We start from the raw sequence: 17,839 nt of genomic DNA, 5'->3' as shown, positions 1-17,839 counted from the left end.
TCAGGTCCACTCCTAGGTGATGAGTCCCCGCTCTCGCAGCGCGGAGAGGATGCGCTCCACGCCCGTCTCCACCGTCTCCGAGTCCGTACGGACCATCACCTCGGGCGACCCGGGTGGCTCATACGGGTCCGAGATGCCGGTGAAATGAGGGATCTCCCCGGCCAGGGCCTTCTTGTAGAGCCCCTTCACGTCCCGCTCGATGAGCGCCTCCAGGCTGGCCCGTGCATACACCTCGATGAAGGGGATGCCCGCCTCCGAGGCCAGCCGCCGCACCTCGTCGCGCGACTCGCGGTAGGGCGAGATGGCCGCGGAGAGGACGGCCACCCGGTGCCTGGCCAACACCCGGGCCACGTAGCCGATGCGCCGGATGTTCTCCTCCCGGTCGGGCCGGGTGAAGCCCAACCCTCGCGAGAGGAAGGTGCGGACCTCATCCCCGTCGAGCACCTCCACGGAGTGGGTGGACAGCAACCGCTCGCGGACGGCCATGGAGAGGGTGCTCTTGCCCGCACCGGACATACCGGTGAACCAGACAATGAAACCCCGCTGGGACGCTGTGTCTGAAGGAGATCGGCTCACGGATGTTCACCTGGGGTCCATGCGGCTGGACCGTTGATCATTCCGGCGCCCACGGTGGCGTTCGTCCCCTCGTCGATGAGGATGAAGCTGCCGGTGTGGCGATTGCGCCGGTACTCGTCGAAGAACAGCGGCACGGTGGTCCGCAAGGACACCCGGCCCATCTCATTCAGCTCGAGGGACTCGAGCTCCTCGTGCCGGTGGAGCGTGTTGACGTCGATCCGGTACTGGATGTCCTTGACCAGGGCCCGGGCCGAGCGCGTGGTGTGCTTGAGGGCCAGCTTCGCGCCGGGCCGCAGGGGCTGCTCCACCATCCAACACACCATGGCGTCGATGTCCTGCGCGACGGTGGGCGGATTGCCCGGCCGGCACAGCATGTCTCCCCGGCTGATGTCGAGCTCGTCCGTCAGCGAGATGTTGACGGACATGGGAGGAAAGGCCTCCTCCACGGGCCTGCCCGCGAGCTCGATGCCGCGGATGCGCGAGGTGAAGCCCGAGGGCAGGACCATCACCTCGTCGCCCGGCCTCAAGACACCGCCCACCACCTGCCCGGACCAGGCGCGGTAGTCGTGGAGCTTCCTGGAGATGGGCCGGGACACGTACTGCACCGGAAAACGGACCCGGATGAGGTCGCGATCCGAGGCGATGTGGACGTGCTCCAGGTGGTGCAGCAGCACGGGGCCCTGGTACCAGGGCATCTTCTCCGAGCGCGTCACCACGTTGTCGCCGTTGAGCGCGGAGATGGGGATGAAGGTGAGATCCGCGAGCTCCAGCTTCATGGAGAACTCGCGGAACGCGTCCTTGATGGACTCGAAGACGGCCTCGTCGTAGCCCACCAGGTCCATCTTGTTGACGCACAGCACCAGGTGGGGCACGCGCAGCAGCGAGGCGATGAAGGCATGGCGCCGCGTCTGCTCCAGCAGACCCTTGCGCGCGTCCACGAGCACCAGGGCGAGATCCGCGGTGGAGGCACCCGTCACCATGTTGCGAGTGTACTGGAGGTGGCCCGGGGTGTCCGCGATGATGAACTTGCGCCGGGGGGTGGCGAAGTAGCGGTAGGCGACGTCGATGGTGATGCCCTGCTCGCGCTCGGCGCGCAGGCCATCCATGAGCAGGGCGAGGTTGGTGTACTCATCCCCGCGCGCCTTGCTGGTGCGCTCCACGGCGATGAGCTGGTCCTCGAAGATGGATTTCGTGTCGTGCAGCAGCCGGCCGATGAGGGTGCTCTTCCCATCGTCGACCGAGCCCGCGGTGGCGAAGCGGAGCAGCTCCATTAGAAATACCCCTCGCGTTTACGGTCTTCCATGGCCGTCTCGCTGAACTTGTCGTCGGCCCGGCTCGCTCCCCGCTCGGTCACACGGGAGGCGGCGACCTCATGAATCACCTGCTCCACCGTGGACGCGGTGGACTCGACACAGGCGGTGCACGTCATGTCGCCCACGGTGCGGAAGCGCACCTGGGCCGTCGTCACCCGCTCCCCCGGCATCAACGGCAGGTGGGGCGAGCACGCCATCAGCATGCCGTCCCTGCGGAACACCTCGCGCCGATGGCTGAAGTAGATGGACGGAAGCGGAATGCGCTCCTGGCCGATGTATTGCCAGATGTCCATCTCGGTCCAGTTGGACAGGGGGAAGACACGGATGTGCTCCCCGCGGCGGTGGCGGCCGTTGTAGAGGCTCCACAGCTCGGGGCGCTGATTCTTCGGGTCCCACTGGCCGAACTCGTCGCGGAAGGAGAAGACACGCTCCTTGGCGCGGGCCTTCTCCTCGTCGCGGCGGGCGCCACCGAAGACGGCGTCGAACTGGTGCTTCTCGATGGCCTCCAGCAGCGGCGCCGTCTGCAGCCGGTTGCGCGAGGCACGCGGGCCCTTCTCCTCCACCACCCGCCCCGAGTCGATGAGCTCCTGCACGGAGGCCACCACCAGGCGGGCCCCCAGGGCGGCCACGCGCTCGTCCCGGTATTCGAGCACCTCGGGGAAGTTGTGACCCGTGTCCACGTGCATCAGCGGAAAGGGCAGCGGAGCCGGCGCGAAGGCCTTCTCCGCCAGCCACAACATCACGGCGGAGTCCTTCCCACCGGAGAACAGGAGGACGGGCCGGGAGAACTCGGCCACCACCTCCCGGATGATGAAGAGGGACTCCGCTTCCAGGGCCTGGAGATGAGACAGCTCATACCTCATCTCCCCGCCTCCTCCTGCTCCTGGAGCAACTGCTCACAGAGCGTGGCCACCTCCTCCAGGGTGTTGAACAGCTCTCCCATCATCGGGCGGATTCCCAGCTCCTCCTCGATGCGGTTGGCGAGCATCGTCGCGAGCAGGGAATTGCCTCCGATTGAGATGAAATGGTCTCCCCGGCCGATCTCCTGGAGGCCCAGCAATTCACTCCAGTATCCGGCGAGTCTCTGTTCCATCCGCGTGCTGGGAGGATGATGGGTGCTCATGGTGGGGCCTCAGGGTTTCTCGGCGGAGGCGATGACGTAGTCATCGCAGTTGAACTGGGCGAGGTGCTGGTACTGCTCGGGGTCCCGCTCCCGGACCTCGCGGACGCTCGCGCGGATGCGCTCTGGAGTGACCGAGCCGGGCTGCCGGCTGGCCGCCGTCACGGCGCGCAGGGCCGTGAACGCGGTATTCACCGGGCCATAGACATCCGCCGCGATGGATTCGAGTCTGGCATTCTGGAAGCCCACCGACTTCAGCTCCGTGCCATACCGCTGGACCGTCCAGACATTCTCCTCCGGAAAGGCAATCAGGCCTCGCCAATAGCGGTGACGCAGGCGGAGCCGCAGCCCCGAGCCCGCTTCCCGATCCGTCTTCTGGCACATGTCCGCCATGACCAGGCGGCCACCCGGACGGAGCACCCGGAACGCCTCGCGCAGGAAATCGCGCCGCGTCTTGAAATGCATGGCGGACTCGAGTGCGAAGACGACGTCGAACCCGCCCGGGCCGAAGGGAAGCTCGGTCGCGGAGCCCACCTCCAACTGAACCACCTTCTCGAGCCCCGTGAGCCGGACACGCTCCCGGCCAATCCGGACTTGATTGGGCGTGACGTTCAACCCGTGGATGCGCGCGGGGCGGTACTCCTCGGCCCAGAGGATGTCCTGATCCGCATAGCCAAAACCACAGTCCAGCACCACGTCGCCCTGGCCCAGGCGCGCCGTCTTCGCGAGCAGATGGGCCATCTGCGCCTGGGCGGATTTGAACAGCTCGCCCACGCGCTCGTAGTTGTTCTCGTCGACGCGCTCCACGTCGCGCCAATAGCCCAGGTTGAGCCACAAGGGCTCACGGCCCGTGGTGACCTGGATCTCCTCCGGCTTGGGAAGACCCGTGACCCAGGCCCCCGTGTCGACCGAATAGAAACGCTTGGGATCCGCCAACAGCGCCTTCTTGAGATTCTTCGCGAACGTCGTGACGACATTCAGCATTGCCCACCTCCTCTTTCGTGCTCCGACGCTTCAGCCATGGACCTGCTCCAGACACGCCCGGATCCGCGCCGCCAGGCCGTCCACGTGCGGAGGGCGCAGCATGCTGTCGTGATCTCCCGGGACGACCTCGACCCGCACCGCCGAGCACCGGTCCAGCCAGGCCCGCTCCAGATGCTCCGGCCTCCCCGGCTGGAGCTCGGCGGCCCGGAAGAACTGCAACGCTCCCCGCTCCCAGCGCGGGGCGGTGTAACGGTGCAGGGCTTCCGCGTGGCTCCTCCACACCCGGAGGAACCGCAGGCCCCGCTCAATGTCTGGGAAGGGAGGCTCGATGCCTCTCCGGGCCGCCTCGTCGAGCACCTTCTGGAGCTGCGTCTCGGTTGGCAGTCCGCGCAGCGCTTCGGCCGGGAGCTCCACCCAGGAGGCCACCATGCCCGCCAGGAGCACGGCGTCGTCCTCGGGAGGTGGAGGGAAGAGCCCAGGGCCGGGTGAGTCGAGCAGCGCGCACAGCGGCACCTCATGCCCCTCGGCGGACAGGCGGCGGGCCATCTCGTACGCGAGCACCCCTCCGAAGGACGCACCGACGAGCAGGTACGGCCCCGTGGGCTGCACGGCGCGCAGGAGCTCGAGGTAGTGCGCGGCCATCTCCTCGATGGTGGTGGGCTCCAGTCCACCCGCCTCCAACCCCGGCGCGTCGAAGCCATAGGCGGGCCGGTGGGGTGCGATGCGCCGCGCCAGCTCCCGGTAGAAGAATGTCCGTCCCCCCATCGCGTGCGGGAAGAAGAGCGCCGGCCCGGGCGAGCCCCCCTGGAGCCGCACGAGGCAGCTCGTCCGCTCCGGCGCGGCCGGCTCGCGGCCATCCCCGAGCTTCTCCGCCAGCTGCGCGGCGAGCGTGCGGACCGTGGAGAACTGGAACAGCTCCACCATGGGCAGCGCTCGGCCCACCACGGCCTCCACCTTCGCGTGCACCGACTGCAACAGCAGCGAGTTGCCTCCCAGGTCGAAGAAGTTGTCGTCCACGCCCACCCGCTCCAGCCCGAGCACCTCGGCCCAGATCGCCGCGAGTGAGCGCTCGAGTCCGCTCTCGGGGGCGGCATAGGAGGCACCGAACCCCGCCCGCTGCGAGTCCGGCGCGGGCAGCGCCCCACGGTCCACCTTGCCGTTCGGTGTCAGCGGCAGGGCCTCCATGAACACGAAGGCCGCGGGCACCATGTGCTCGGGGAGCGACTGTTTCAGCCAGGCTCGGAGAGCCTCGGGGTTCAGCCCGGGGCCCGTGGCACCCTCACCCCGTCCCTCTCCCAGGGGGAGAGGGGAAGTAGGGGCCGCGGGCACCACGTACGCGACCAGCCACCTGCCTTGGGGTCCATCGTCCCGGGCAAGGACCACGCTCTCCCCCACCCCGGGGTGCCTCGCCAGCACCGCGTCGATCTCCCCGAGCTCGATGCGGAAGCCCCGCACCTTCACCTGCCCGTCGCGCCGCCCCAGGAACTCGAGCGTCCCGTCCGGCAGGTACTTCACCAGGTCTCCCGTCCGGTACAGCTTCGCTCCCGGCTCCGGGTGGAAGGGATGGGAGACGAACCGCTCCTCGGTGAGCTCCGGCCGCTTCAAGTAGCCGAGCGCCAGCCCGTCTCCCCCCGTGTACAGCTCACCCGGGACCCCCACCGGCACCGGCTGCATCCGCTCGTCCAGCACGTACACTTCCGTGTTCGCCACCGGCCCGCCGATGGGCACCGATACGGCGCCTTCCGGCACTTCCTTCACCTCGTGCCACGTCGTGTTCGTCGTGTTCTCGGTGGGCCCGTACAGGTTCAGCAGCTTCGCGCTCCCGCCCCGCCGCAACACCTCGCGCAGCCGCGCCGGGTCCGCCGCCTCGCCACCGAACATCGCGTACCGCACCGTCTGGAATGCCTCCGGACACTGGGCCGCCACCTGGTTGAAGAGCGGCGTCGTGAAGACCACCACGCTCACCTGCCGCTCGCGCAGGAACGCGGCCAACATCTTCGGGGCCAGCACCACCTCCCGGGGCACGCCCACCAACCGTGCTCCGTTGAGCAGCGCGCCCCACAACTCGAGGTTCGACGAGTCGAACGAGGTGTTGGCCAGTTGGGTGAATCGGTCCTCCGCCGTCACCTGGAAGACGTCGGTGCCTCGCACCAACCGGACGATGCCCCGGTGCGGGATGCACACCCCCTTGGGCCGTCCCGTCGAGCCCGACGTGTACATGACGTACGCCAGCGACTCCGGCCCGCCCGTCTCCTCGAGGTTCTCTCCGCTCTCGTGCGCGAAGGACTCCCAGGACAGCTCCAGCACGAAGGCGCTCCCCGAGGGCAGCTCCGAGGCCTGTTCCGGCGCGGCCAACACCACCGGCACCGCCGCGTCCTCCAGCATGAACGCCAGCCGCTCCGCGGGATAGGACGGATCCAACGGCACATAGGCTCCGCCCGCCTTCAGGACGCCGAGCATCGCCGCCACCAGCTCCGGCGAGCGGCCCGCGCACAGGCCCACCAGCGTCCCCGCCCCCACGCCCAGTCCCCGCAGGGTCCGCGCCACCTGGTTCGCCCGGCGGTTCAGCTCCGCGTACGTGAGCCGTTGCTCCTCGTACTCCACCGCCACGGCCTCGGGCCGGCGTGCCGCCTGCTCCTCGAACAGCGCGTGCACGGTGGCATGGCGCGGGTACTCCGTCCGCGTCTGGTTCCACTCCACCAGGAGCTGGCGCCGCTCCTCCTCCCCCAGCAGCGGCAACTCACCCACCCGGCGCCCGGGGTCCGCCACCACGCCCTCCAACAACGTCCGCAGGTGCCCGAACATCCGGGCCATGGTGGAGGCCTCGAACAGGTCGGTGCTGTACTCGACGACGCCCTCCAGCCCCGCCCCCGTCTCCCTCAATGACAACGTCAGCTCGCACTTCGCGGCCTGGCCCATCAGCTCCAGTGGCCGGGACTCGATGCCCGGCAGCTTCAGGTCCGGCGACGGGGCGTTCTGCAGGGCGAACGCCACCTGGAAGAGCGGCGCGCGGCTGGTGTCGCGCGCGGGATTCAACGCCTCCACCAGCTTCTCGAACGGCACCTCCTCGTGGGCATATGCCCCCAGCGCCACCTCCTTCACCTGGTGCAGCAGCTCCCGGAAGGACGCCTCCCCCCTCACCTTCGTCCGCATCACCAGCGCGTTGATGAAGAAGCCGATCAGCCCCTCCAGCTCGGCCCGGTTCCGGCCCGCGATGGGCGAGCCCACGCTGATGTCCTCCTGCCCCGAGTACCGGTGCAGCAGCGCCTGGAAGCCCGCCAGCAACGTCATGAAGAGCGTCACGCCCTCCTTCTGGCCGAGCCCGCGCAGCGCCTCGGTCAGCGCCAGGGGGAGGTGCAGGTAATGGAGCGCGCCGCGGTAGCTCTGCACCGCCGGTCTCGGGCGATCCGTCGGCAACTCCAGCGCGGGTGGCGCGCCTTCCAACTGCTCGCACCACCAGGCGAGCTTCGACTCCAGCACCTCGCCCCGGAGCCAGCTCTGCTGCCACGCCGCGTAGTCCGCGTACTGGATGGGCAATGCCTCCAGCGCGGGAGCCCTTCCCTCCCGGAAGGACTCGTACAGGGCCGACACCTCCCGGGCGAGCACTCCCATCGACCACCCGTCCGACACGATGTGGTGCATCGTCAGCACCAGCACGTGCTCCGCCTCGCCCGTCCGCAACAGGCTCACCCGCAGGAGCGGTCCCCTCCCCAGCTCGAAGGGCCGCAGGACCTCCTCGGTGGCCAGCCGCCTCGCTTCCTGCTCCCGCGTCCCTTCCGCGAGCTCGCGCAGATCCACCACCTCCAGGGGCAGCGCCGCCGACGCGGAGATGACCTGGACCACGCCCTGCTCACCTTGTTGGAACGTCGTCCTCAGGGACTCGTGCCGGTGCACCAGCTCCTGGAAGCTCCGCTCCAGGGACGTCACATCGAGCACGCCGTCCAGGCGCAGCACCATGGCGAGGTTGTAGAGCACGCTCTGAGGATGGAGGCGGTCGAAGAACCACAAACGACGCTGCGCGAAGGACAGCGGCAGTGCGCCCTCTCTTGGCACGGGCACCAGCGGTGGGAGCTGGGTCTCCTGATGGTCCTCCGACAGCGACTCGAGCCGCCTCGCGAGCTCCGCCACCGTCGGCGCCTCGAAGAGCACCCGGACGGGGACCTCCACCTTCAGCGCCTCGCGCAGGCGCGACGTCACCCGCATCGCCAGCAGCGAGTGCCCACCCAGCTCGAAGAAGTTGTCGTGTGCTCCCACCCGGCGCACGCCCAGCAACGGCGCCCAGATCTCCGCCACGGACTGTTCCATCCGTGTTCTGGGCGCGACGTAGGCTTCGTGTCCGGTGCCTTCCGCCTCCGGCTCCGGCAACGCCCTTCGGTCCACCTTCCCACTCGGCGTCAGCGGGAAGGACTCCAGGCACAGGTACGCCGACGGCACCATGTACTCGGGCAGACGATTCTTCAGCCAGGTGCGGAGAGCCTCGGGTTTCAGCTCGGGGGCCGTTACACCCTCACCCCGTCCCTCTCCCAGAGGGAGAGGGGAAGTGGGGGAAGTGGGGGAAGTTGGGACCACGTAGGCCACCAGTTTTCTGGCTCCTGCTCCGTCCTCCCTCGCCGCGACCACCACGTCCTTCACCGCCGGGTGTCTGGACAGCGCGGACTCCACCTCCGCCAGCTCGATGCGGAAGCCACGCACCTTCACCTGTGCGTCCCTCCGCCCCAGGAACTCGAGGTTCCCGTCCTCCAGGTACCTCGCGTAGTCCCCCGTCCGGTACAGCCTCGCTCCCGGTTTCGCCTTGTACTCGTCCGGGATGAATCGCTCCTCCGTCAGCTCCGGCCGGTGCAGGTAGCCTCGCGCCACCGCCGCCCCTCCGATGTGCAGCTCCCCCACCACTCCCACCGGCACCGGCGCGCCCTTCTCATCCAGCAGGTGCACGCTCGTGTTGGCGATCGGCCCGCCAATACTCGGCACCTCCGGCCACTTCTCCGGCTCTCCCTCCAGCCGGTACGCCGTTGCCACGTGCGTCTCCGTCGGCCCGTACTGGTTCTCCAGCACCCCTCCCAGTCTCTTCATCAGCCGGCGCAGCGCGGGCGTCACCCGCAGCTGCTCTCCCGCCGTGATGACTTCCTTCAACGCCCTCGGCGCCAGTCCTCCCCTGTCCGCCTCCTCCGCCAGGTTCTGGAGTGCCACGAAGGGCAGGAACAACCGCTCCACCCCGCCACGGTCCATCATCTCCAGCAGCGCCCTCGCCTCCAGCCGCAGCTCCTCGGGGATGAGCACCAGTTCGCCTCCCGCTCCCCATGTGGAGAACAGCTCCTGGAAGCTCACGTCGAAGCTCAGCGCGGAGAACTGCAGCGTCCGGGGCTTCTCCGCCGAGCGCGCCACCTGCCAGCGAATCAGGTTGAGCAACGGCCGGTGGTGCATCGCCACACCCTTGGGCACTCCCGTCGAGCCCGAGGTGTAGATGACGTAGGCCAGCGACTCCGGACCCGACACCTTCTCCGGGTTGTTCTCGGCGCACCCGGCCCAGGTGTCCTCCTCCTCGTCCAGATACAGCCGCTTCGCCTCATGGGCCGGCAGCGTGTCCGCCAACCGCCTCTGCGTGAGCACCACCGGCGCCCGGGAAGCCCCGAGCATCAGCGCCAAGCGCTCGGCCGGGTAGGCCGGGTCCAGCGGCACGTAGGCACCACCAGCCTTGAGAATCCCCAGCACGCCCACCACCAGGTCCATCGAGCGCCCGACGCACAGGCCCACCGGCACGTCCGGCCCCACGCCCTGGCTCCTCAGGTGGTGCGCCAGCCGATTGGCCTTCCGGTTCAGCTCGCCATAGGTGAGCCGCTCCTCCCCGAAGCTCACCGCCACCGCGTCTGGCGTCCGGTCCGCCCACGCCTCGAACAACTCGTGCACCCCGTTGGCCGGGGCGTACAGCACCCTCGTGTCGTTGAACTCCACCAGCACCCGCCGCCGCTCCGCCTCGTCCATCAACGGCAGCGCCGACAACTTCCGCTCCGGCTCCGCGACGGCCCCCTCCAGCAGCCGCGTGTAGTGCGCCGCCATCCGCGCCACCGTCGTCTCGTCGTACAGGTCGGTGTTGTATTCCCAGAGGCTCACCAACCCTTCCGGTGTCTCCCTCACGAACAGCGTGAGATCGAACTTCGCCATCCCCGGCTGGAAGGCGAGCTCGCTCACGGACACCCCGGGCAGCTCCATCGCCGTGAGCTCGGTCTGGTAGACGAACATCACCTGGAAGAGCGGCGAGCGGCTCAGGTCTCTTGCTGGCTGGAGCGCATCCACCAGTTGCTCGAAGGGCACGTCCTGGTGGGCATAGGCGCCCAGGCACGACTCCCGTACCCGGCCCAGCAACTCCCGGAAGCTCACGTCCCCCGAGCCATCCACCCGCAGCGCCAGCGTGTTGAGGAAGAAGCCGATCAGCCCCTCCACCTCGCGCCGGTGACGTCCGGAGATGGGCGTGCCCACCACCAGGTCCGTCTGCCCGCTGTAGCGCGTCAGCAGCGCCTGGAAGCCCGTCAGGAACGCCATGAACGGCGTGACGCCCTCCTCGTGGCTCAGCAGTTCTTTCACCGCACCCGCCAGGCCCGCCGGCAGTGGCACGGTCAGGTGCGCCCCCCGGAAGGTCTGCACGGGAGGCCTCGGCCTGTCGGCCGGCAGCTCCAGCACCGGAGGCGCTCCGGCCAGCCGCTGCTTCCACCACGCGAGCTGCTCCTCCAGCACCCCGCTCCTCAGCCACTCCCGCTGCCACGCCGCGTAGTCCGCGTACTGCACCGGCAGCGCCGGCACCGTGGGCTCCGTCCCCGAGCAGTACGCCGCGTACAGCGTCTCCAGCTCGCGCGACAGCACGTTCAACGACCAGAGATCGCACGCGATGTGGTGCACCACGAGCACCAGCACGTGCTCCTCCGCCGCCAGGCGCAGCAGCGTCACGCGCACCAGCGGGCCCGTTCCCAGATCGAACGGGCGGCGCGCCTCCTGCTCCACCCGCCGCGTGACCGCTTCGGCCGCCTGCCCCTCCAGTTCCTCCACCCCCAACGTCAGGGCCAGCTCCGGCGCGATGTGCTGCACCGGCCGTCCATCCACCAGGAGGAACGTCGTCCGCAGCGTCTCGTGCCGCCGGATGATCTCCCCGAGGCTCCGCTCCAATGCGGCCACCTCGAGCCGGCCTCGCAGCCGCACGGCGTAGGGAACGTTGTACGTGAACCCACCGGGCTCCAGTTGCTCGATGAACCACAACCGCTGCTGCGCGAAGGACAGCGGCGGCTCGCCCTCTCGCGACACGGGCACCAGCGGGAGAACTCCGGCTTCCTCCACTCCTCCCGGCAGTGACTCGAGCCGCGCCGCCAACGCCTCCACCGTGGGCGCCTCGAAGAGCATCAGGATGGGGAACTCCCGCTGGAGCGCCTCGCGCAGCCGCGTGGCCACCTGCGCCGCCAGCAACGAGTGCCCGCCCAGCTCGAAGAAGTCGTCCCGTGCCCCCACACGCGGCTGCTTCAGCAGCGGCGCCCAGATGTCCGCCACCAACTGCTCCATCCGCGTCCGCGGCGCCACGTACTCCTCGCGCTCCGTCCCATCCGCCTCCGGCGCGGGGAGGGCCGCACGGTCCAGCTTTCCGTTCGGCGTCAGGGGGAGCCGCTCCAGCCGAACGAAGGCAGACGGCACCATGTACTCGGGCAGGGTCTGCTTGAGCCAGGTGCGGAGCTCCTCGGATTTGAACCCGGGGCCCGTGGCACCCTCACCCCGTCCCTCTCCCGGAGGGCGAGGGGATATTGGGACCACGTAGGCCACCAGGTGCTTGCCACTGGGGCCATCGTTCCTCACGACGACCACCACCTCGCCGACTCCCGGATGCTTCGCGAGTGCCGCCTCCACCTCTCCCAGCTCGATGCGGAAGCCCCGCACCTTCACCTGCGCGTCCCCTCGGCCCAGGTACTCGAGCCTCCCATCCGCCAGGTACCTCACCCGGTCCCCCGTCTTGTACAGCCGGGCCCGTGGGTCCTCGCTGAACGGGTGCGGGACGAACCGCTCCGCCGTCAGCTCCGGCCGGTTCAGGTACCCCAACGCCAGCCCGTCTCCTCCCGCGTACAGTTCTCCCGCCACTCCCACCGGCACCGGCTGCATCCGCTCGTCCAGCACGTACACCACCGTGTTGGAGATCGGCCTTCCAATCGGCATCGGGTTCCGCACCTGCCCGGGCTCCGTCAGCACGTAGCAGCAGGTGAAGGTGGTCATCTCCGTCGGTCCGTACCCGTTCACCAACGTCCCGGCCGTCCCCTGCTCCAGTACCGCCCTCACCCACCTTGGATCCGCCGCCTCGCCTCCGAACAACACCTGCCGCACCGTGCGGAAGGCCTCCGGGCACTCGGCCGCCACCTGGTTGAAGAGCGATGTCGTCAGGAACATCGCGCTCACCCGCTGCTCGCGCAGGAACGCGGCCAGCGCCTTCGGGGCCAGCGTCACCTCCCGGGGCACTCCGACCAGGCACCCGCCGTTCAGCAGCGCGCCCCACAGCTCCAGCGTCGACGCATCGAACGAGGTGTTGGAGACCTGCGCGACGCGATCCTCCTCCGTGAACCGGACGTAGTTGGTGTCACGCACCAGCCGGACGATGCCCCGGTGCGGAATGCACACGCCCTTGGGCCTCCCCGTCGAGCCCGACGTGTACATGACGTACGCCAGGGACTCGGGCCCCACCGTCTCCTCGAGGTTCTCCCCGCTCTCGTGCGCGAACGCCTCTCGCGACAGCTCCAGGACGAAGGCGCCTCCCGCCGGCAGCTCCGAGGCCAGCTCCGGCTGGGCCAGCACCACCGGCACCGCCGTGTCCTCCAGCATGAACGCCAGCCGCTCCGGCGGGTACGACGGATCCAACGGCACGTAGGCGCCACCCGCCTTCAGGATGCCGAGCGTCGCCACCACCAGCTCCAGCGAACGCCCCACGCACAGGCCCACCGGCGTCCCCGCCCCCACGCCCAGCCCGCGCAGGGTCCGCGCCACCTGGTTGGCCCGGACGTTCAGCTCGGCGTACGTGAGCCGTTGCCCCTCGTCCTCCACCGCCACGGCCTCGGGCCGGCGCGCCACCTGCTCCTCGAACAGGCCATGGACGCTGGCGTGCCTCGGGTACTCCGTCCGCGTCTGGTTCCACTCCACCAACAGCCGACGCCGCTCCTCCTCACCCAGCAGTGGCAGCGCGAACACCTCCTGCTCCGGCCGCGCCACGGCGCCCTCCAGCAGCCGCACGTAGTGCGCCGCCATCCGCGCCACCGTCGCCTCGTCGTACAAGCCGGTGTTGTATTCCCACAGGCTCTCCCAGCCCTCCTCCGTCTCCCGCACGAACAGGTTGAGGTCGAACTTCGCCAGCCCCGTCTCGATGGCCACCTCTTCCGACACCACCCCGGGCAGCGGCAGCGCGGGCGCCGGTTCGATCTGCGAGAACACCACCTGGAACAACTGCGCACGGCTCGGATCCCGCACCGGCTGTAGCGTGTGGATCAGCTGCTCCACCGGCAGCTCCTGATGCGCGTAGGCGCCCAGGCAGGCTTCACGCACACGCCCGAGCAACGTCCGGAAGCTCGCCGTCCCCGGGACCTCCGCCCGCAGGGCGAGCGTATTGATGAAGAGGCCGATCAGCCCTTCCAGCTCCCGATGGGTGCGTCCCGCGCTGGGCGAGCCCACCACGAAGTCCTGCTGCCCGCTGTAGCGCGCCAGCAGCGCCTGGAAGCCCGCCAGCAAGGTCATGAAGGGAGTGACGCCCTCCCGGCGGCTCAGCTCCCCGAGGGCCCTGGAGAGCGCCACCGGCAGCCGCATCGGAATCATGGCGCCGCGGAAGGTCTGCACCGGAGGCCTGGGCCTGTCCGTCGGCAGCTCCAGCACGGGAGGCACTCCAGCCAGCCGCTGCCTCCACCAGCCGAGCAGGGACTCCAACGACTCGCCCTTCAGCCACTCCCGCTGCCACCGGGTGTAATCCCCGTACCGCACCGGCAACTCCGGCAGGGAGGGCGTGCTCCCCGTGGAGAACGCCTGGTACAGCGCCGCCAACTCCCTCGCGAGCACGTTCAGCGACCAGCCGTCACAGACGATGTGGTGCATCACGAGCACCAGCACGTGCTCCTCCGCCGCCACGCGCAGCAACAGCGCCCGGAACAGGGGTCCCCTCTCCAGCTCGAATGGGCGCCGGAACTCCTCCTCCACCCGCCGCGGCACCCCCTCCAGGTTCTCCACCGGGAGCGCGAAGGCCAGCGCTGGCGCGATCCGCTGCACCGGCTGCCCTTCCACTTGCGTGAACGTCGTCCGGAGGGCCTCGTGCCGCTGGATGAGCGCCCCCAGGCTCCGCTCCAGCGCGGGCACCTCGAGCCGGCCCCGCAGCCGTGTGACGTACGGCACGTTGTACGTGAAGCCTCCCGGCGCGAGCTGCTCGATGAACCACAGCCCCTGCTGCGCGAAGGACAGCGGCAGGGTCCCACCCTCCGGCTGGGGCACGAGCGGTGGGGGCCGTGGCCCTCGAGACGGCTCGGCGACCGACTCGAGCCGCCGCGCGAGCTCCGCCACCGTGGGGGCCTCGAAGAGAGCGCTCACGGGCAGCTCGATTCGGAGCACCTCCCGCAGGCGCGAGACGAGCCGCGTCGCCAGCAGTGAGTGCCCGCCCAGCTCGAAGAAGTGGTCGTGAGCGCCCACGCGCCGCACGCCCAGCAACGAGGCCCAGAGCTCCGCGACGAGCTCTTCCAACGCCGTCCGGGGAGGGACGTACTCCGCGCCCACTCCTTCCAGCTCCGGCGCGGGAAGTGACTTGCGATCCACCTTGCCGTTGGGAGTGAGGGGAAATGCCTCCAGCCTCACGAAAGCCGACGGCACCATGTGCACGGGCAGGGTCTGCTTGAGCCAGGTGCGGAGCTCCTCGGGATTCAGCCCGGGGCCCGTGGCACCCTCACCCCGTCCCTCTCCCGAGGGGAGAGGGGAATTTGGGACCACATAGGCCACCAGTTGCTTGCCGCTGGCGCCATCGTCCCTTGCGACCACCACCGCCTCGCTCACCTCCGGGTGCTTCGCCAGCGCCGTCTCGATCTCCCCCAGCTCCACGCGGAACCCGCGCACCTTCACCTGCTCGTCCCGCCGCCCCAGGAACTCGAGGTTGCCGTCCCGCAGGTACCTCGCCAGGTCTCCTGTCTTGTAGAGCCTCGCCCCCGGCATCGGACTGAAGGGGTGGGCCACGAACCGCTCCGCCGTCAGCTCCGGCCGGTTCAGGTACCCCAGCGCCAGTCCCTCGCCCCCCACGTACAGCTCTCCGGCCACGCCCACCGGCACCGGCTGCATCCGCTCGTCCAACACGTACGCTTCCGCGTTCGCCGGCGGCGTGCCGATGGGCACGGACACCGCCCCCTCCGGTACGTTCCCCACCACGAAGAACGTGGACGCCGTCGTGTTCTCCGTCGGCCCGTAGCCATTCAGCAGGTACCTCGGCGCGCCCCGCTCCAGCACCTTCCGCATCGCATTCGGGTCCGGGGACTCGCCCCCCGCCACCACGTACTTCAGCGTGTGGAACGCGTCCGGACACTCGGCCACCACCTGGTGGAACAGCGCCGTGGGCAACACCGTCGCGCTGATCCGCTTCTCCCGCAGGAACGCGGCGAGCGAACGCGGGGACAGCGCCACCTCCCGGGGCACCCCCACCAGACACCCGCCATTGACCAGCGCGCCCCACACCTCCAGCGTCGACGCATCGAACGAGGTGTTGCACACCTGCGCGAACCGATCCTCCTGCGTCAGCCAGACATGGACGGTATCGCGCACCAGCCGGACGATGCCCCGGTGCGGAATGCACACGCCCTTGGGCCGTCCCGTCGAGCCCGACGTGTACATGACATACGCCAGCGCCTCCGGCCCGCCCGTCTCCCCGAGGTTCTCCCCTCCCTCGTGCGCGAACGTCTCCCACGAGCGCTCCAGCGGCACCACCGTCGCGCCCAGGGCCTCCCACCTCGAGAGGAACTCCGGCTGGGCCAGCACCACCGGCACCGCCGTGTCCTCCACCATGAACGCCAGCCGCTCCGCGGGATACGACGGATCCAACGGCACGTAGGCGCCACCCGCCTTCAGGATGCCCAGCATCGCCGCCACCAGCTCCAGCGAGCGCTCGGCGCACAGCCCCACCCGTGTCCCTTCCCCCACCCCCAGCCGCCGCAGGTTCCTGGCCACCTGATTGGCCCGGCGGTTCAGCTCCGCGTACGTGAGCCGCTCGCCCTCGTATTCCACCGCCTCCGCCTCGGGCTGGCGCGCCGCGTGCTCCTCGAACAAGCCGTGCACGGTGGCGGGGCGCGGGGACTCCGTCCGCACCGGGTTCCACTCCACCAACATCTGGTGCCGCTCGGCTTCCGACAGCATCGGCAGCTCCGCCAGCGCCCGCTCCGGCTCCGCGAGCCCTCCTTCCAACAGCCGCGCGTAGTGCGCCGCCATGCGGGCCACCGTCGCCTCGTCGAAGAGGGCGGTGCTGTACTCCCAGAGGCCCACCAGTCCCCGCGGGGTCTCGCGCAGGTAGAGGGTGAGATCGGTCTTCGCCACCCCAGGCTCGAAGACGAGCTCCTCCACGGTCACCCCGGGAAGCTCCAGCGCGGCGAAGGGCGCGGCCCCCTGGAGGGCGAACGAGGCCTGGAACAACGGCGTCCGGCTCGAGTCCCTCACCGGCTGCACGGCGTTCACCATCTGCTCGAACGGCACCTCCTGGTGGGACAGGGCGCCCAGGCAGGACTCGCGCACCCGCTTCAGCAGCTCGCGGAAGCCCAGCCCTCCCGGGGCCTCCACCCGCAGGGGCAGCGTGTTGGCGAAGAAGCCGATCAGCCCCTCCAGCTCGCGCCGGTTGCGCCCGGAAACCGGCGTGCCCACCACGACGTCCGGCTGTCCGCTGTAGCGGGACAGCAGTGCCTGGAAGCCCGCCAGCAACGTCATGAAAGGCGTGACCCCCTCCAGACGGCTGCGCTCGCGCACCGTCGCGGACAGCTCCGGGGACAGCGCCACCCGCAGCACGGCCCCGCGAGAGGACCGCACCACGGGCCTGGGCCTGTCGGTGGGCAGCTCCAACACGGGTGGAGCTCCGGCCAGCCGCTGCTTCCACCACGCGAGCCGGGCCTCGAGCGCCTCGCCCTTCAACCCCTCCCGCTGCCACACCGCGTAGTCCGGATACTGCACGGGCAACGCCGGCAACCGGGGCGTCTCTCCCCGCGAGTACGCCCCGTACAGCGCCGTCAGCTCCCGCTCCATCACCTCCAGGGACCAGCCATCGCAGACGATGTGGTGCAGCGACAGCAGCAACACGTGCTCGTCCGCCGCCAGGCGCAACAGCCGGGCCCGGAACAGGGGCCCCTTCTCCAGCTCGAACGGACGCCGGGCCTCCTCCTCCACGAGCCGCGGGACCGCCCCGGCGCGCTCCTCCTCCGCCAGCGCCTCCAGGCTCTCCACGGGCAACGTGAGCTCCGCCTCCGGGGCAATCCGCTGGACCGGCTGTCCATCCTCCAGGGTGAACGTCGTCCGCAGGGCCTCGTGCCGCCGGACGAGCGCCTCCAGGCTCCGCTCCAGCGCCGCCACGTCGAGCCGCCCCTTCAACCTCGCGGCGAGGGGAACGTTGTACGTGAAGCCACCCGGCGCGAGCTGCTCGATGAACCACAGCCGCTGCTGGGAGGAGGACAGGGGCAACGCCCTCTCCCTGGAGACCGGTACCAGGGGCGAAGACCCGCGTCCCGTCCGCGTGCCCGGCTTCGCTCCAGTGGTGCTCTCGGGGGGTTGCACATCACGCACGTTCATATCGGCCTGGGAGTCCTGAATCGGATGCAGGGGGGGCAGCGGGAGGACTTCG

The 17,839-nt window shown here is 69.7% G+C and carries 6 protein-coding genes; all 6 read right to left on the bottom strand.

Annotated elements, in window-relative coordinates; all coding sequences use genetic code 11:
- Window positions 1-12: 12 nt before the first annotated feature.
- The 6 genes from cysC to Q664_RS39565 are packed head-to-tail and all read right to left on the bottom strand — an operon-like array spanning window position 13 to window position 17,679.
- Complete coding sequence (gene cysC / locus Q664_RS39590; RefSeq protein ID WP_075207644.1) at window positions 13-576, bottom strand: adenylyl-sulfate kinase; 564 nt, start codon at window positions 574-576, stop codon at window positions 13-15.
- Window positions 573-1,847 (bottom strand): sulfate adenylyltransferase subunit 1, encoded by a 1,275-nt coding sequence (locus Q664_RS39585; RefSeq protein ID WP_043408353.1) that lies wholly within the window; start codon window positions 1,845-1,847, stop codon window positions 573-575. The genes cysC and Q664_RS39585 overlap by 4 nt, the downstream gene beginning before the upstream one ends.
- Entirely contained in the window at window positions 1,847-2,752 is a 906-nt protein-coding gene (gene cysD / locus Q664_RS39580) for a sulfate adenylyltransferase subunit CysD (RefSeq protein WP_043408349.1), read from the bottom strand. The genes Q664_RS39585 and cysD overlap by 1 nt, the downstream gene beginning before the upstream one ends.
- Window positions 2,749-3,012 (bottom strand): phosphopantetheine-binding protein, encoded by a 264-nt coding sequence (locus tag Q664_RS39575; RefSeq protein ID WP_043408346.1) that lies wholly within the window; start codon window positions 3,010-3,012, stop codon window positions 2,749-2,751. The genes cysD and Q664_RS39575 overlap by 4 nt, the downstream gene beginning before the upstream one ends.
- A gap of 9 nt (window positions 3,013-3,021) precedes the next feature.
- A complete protein-coding gene (locus Q664_RS39570) occupies window positions 3,022-3,993 on the bottom strand; it encodes a class I SAM-dependent methyltransferase (protein ID WP_043408342.1) in 972 nt (323 codons plus the stop codon).
- 30 nt (window positions 3,994-4,023) lie between these two features.
- Complete coding sequence (locus Q664_RS39565; protein WP_052519231.1) at window positions 4,024-17,679, bottom strand: amino acid adenylation domain-containing protein; 13,656 nt, start codon at window positions 17,677-17,679, stop codon at window positions 4,024-4,026.
- Window positions 17,680-17,839 lie beyond the last annotated feature (160 nt).

The organism is Archangium violaceum Cb vi76, assembly GCF_000733295.1.
GTDB classification, from domain to species: Bacteria; Myxococcota; Myxococcia; order Myxococcales; family Myxococcaceae; genus Archangium; species Archangium violaceum.
Note: the sequence above shows the minus strand (reverse complement) of the source record. Positions and strands in the feature narration are given on the sequence as shown.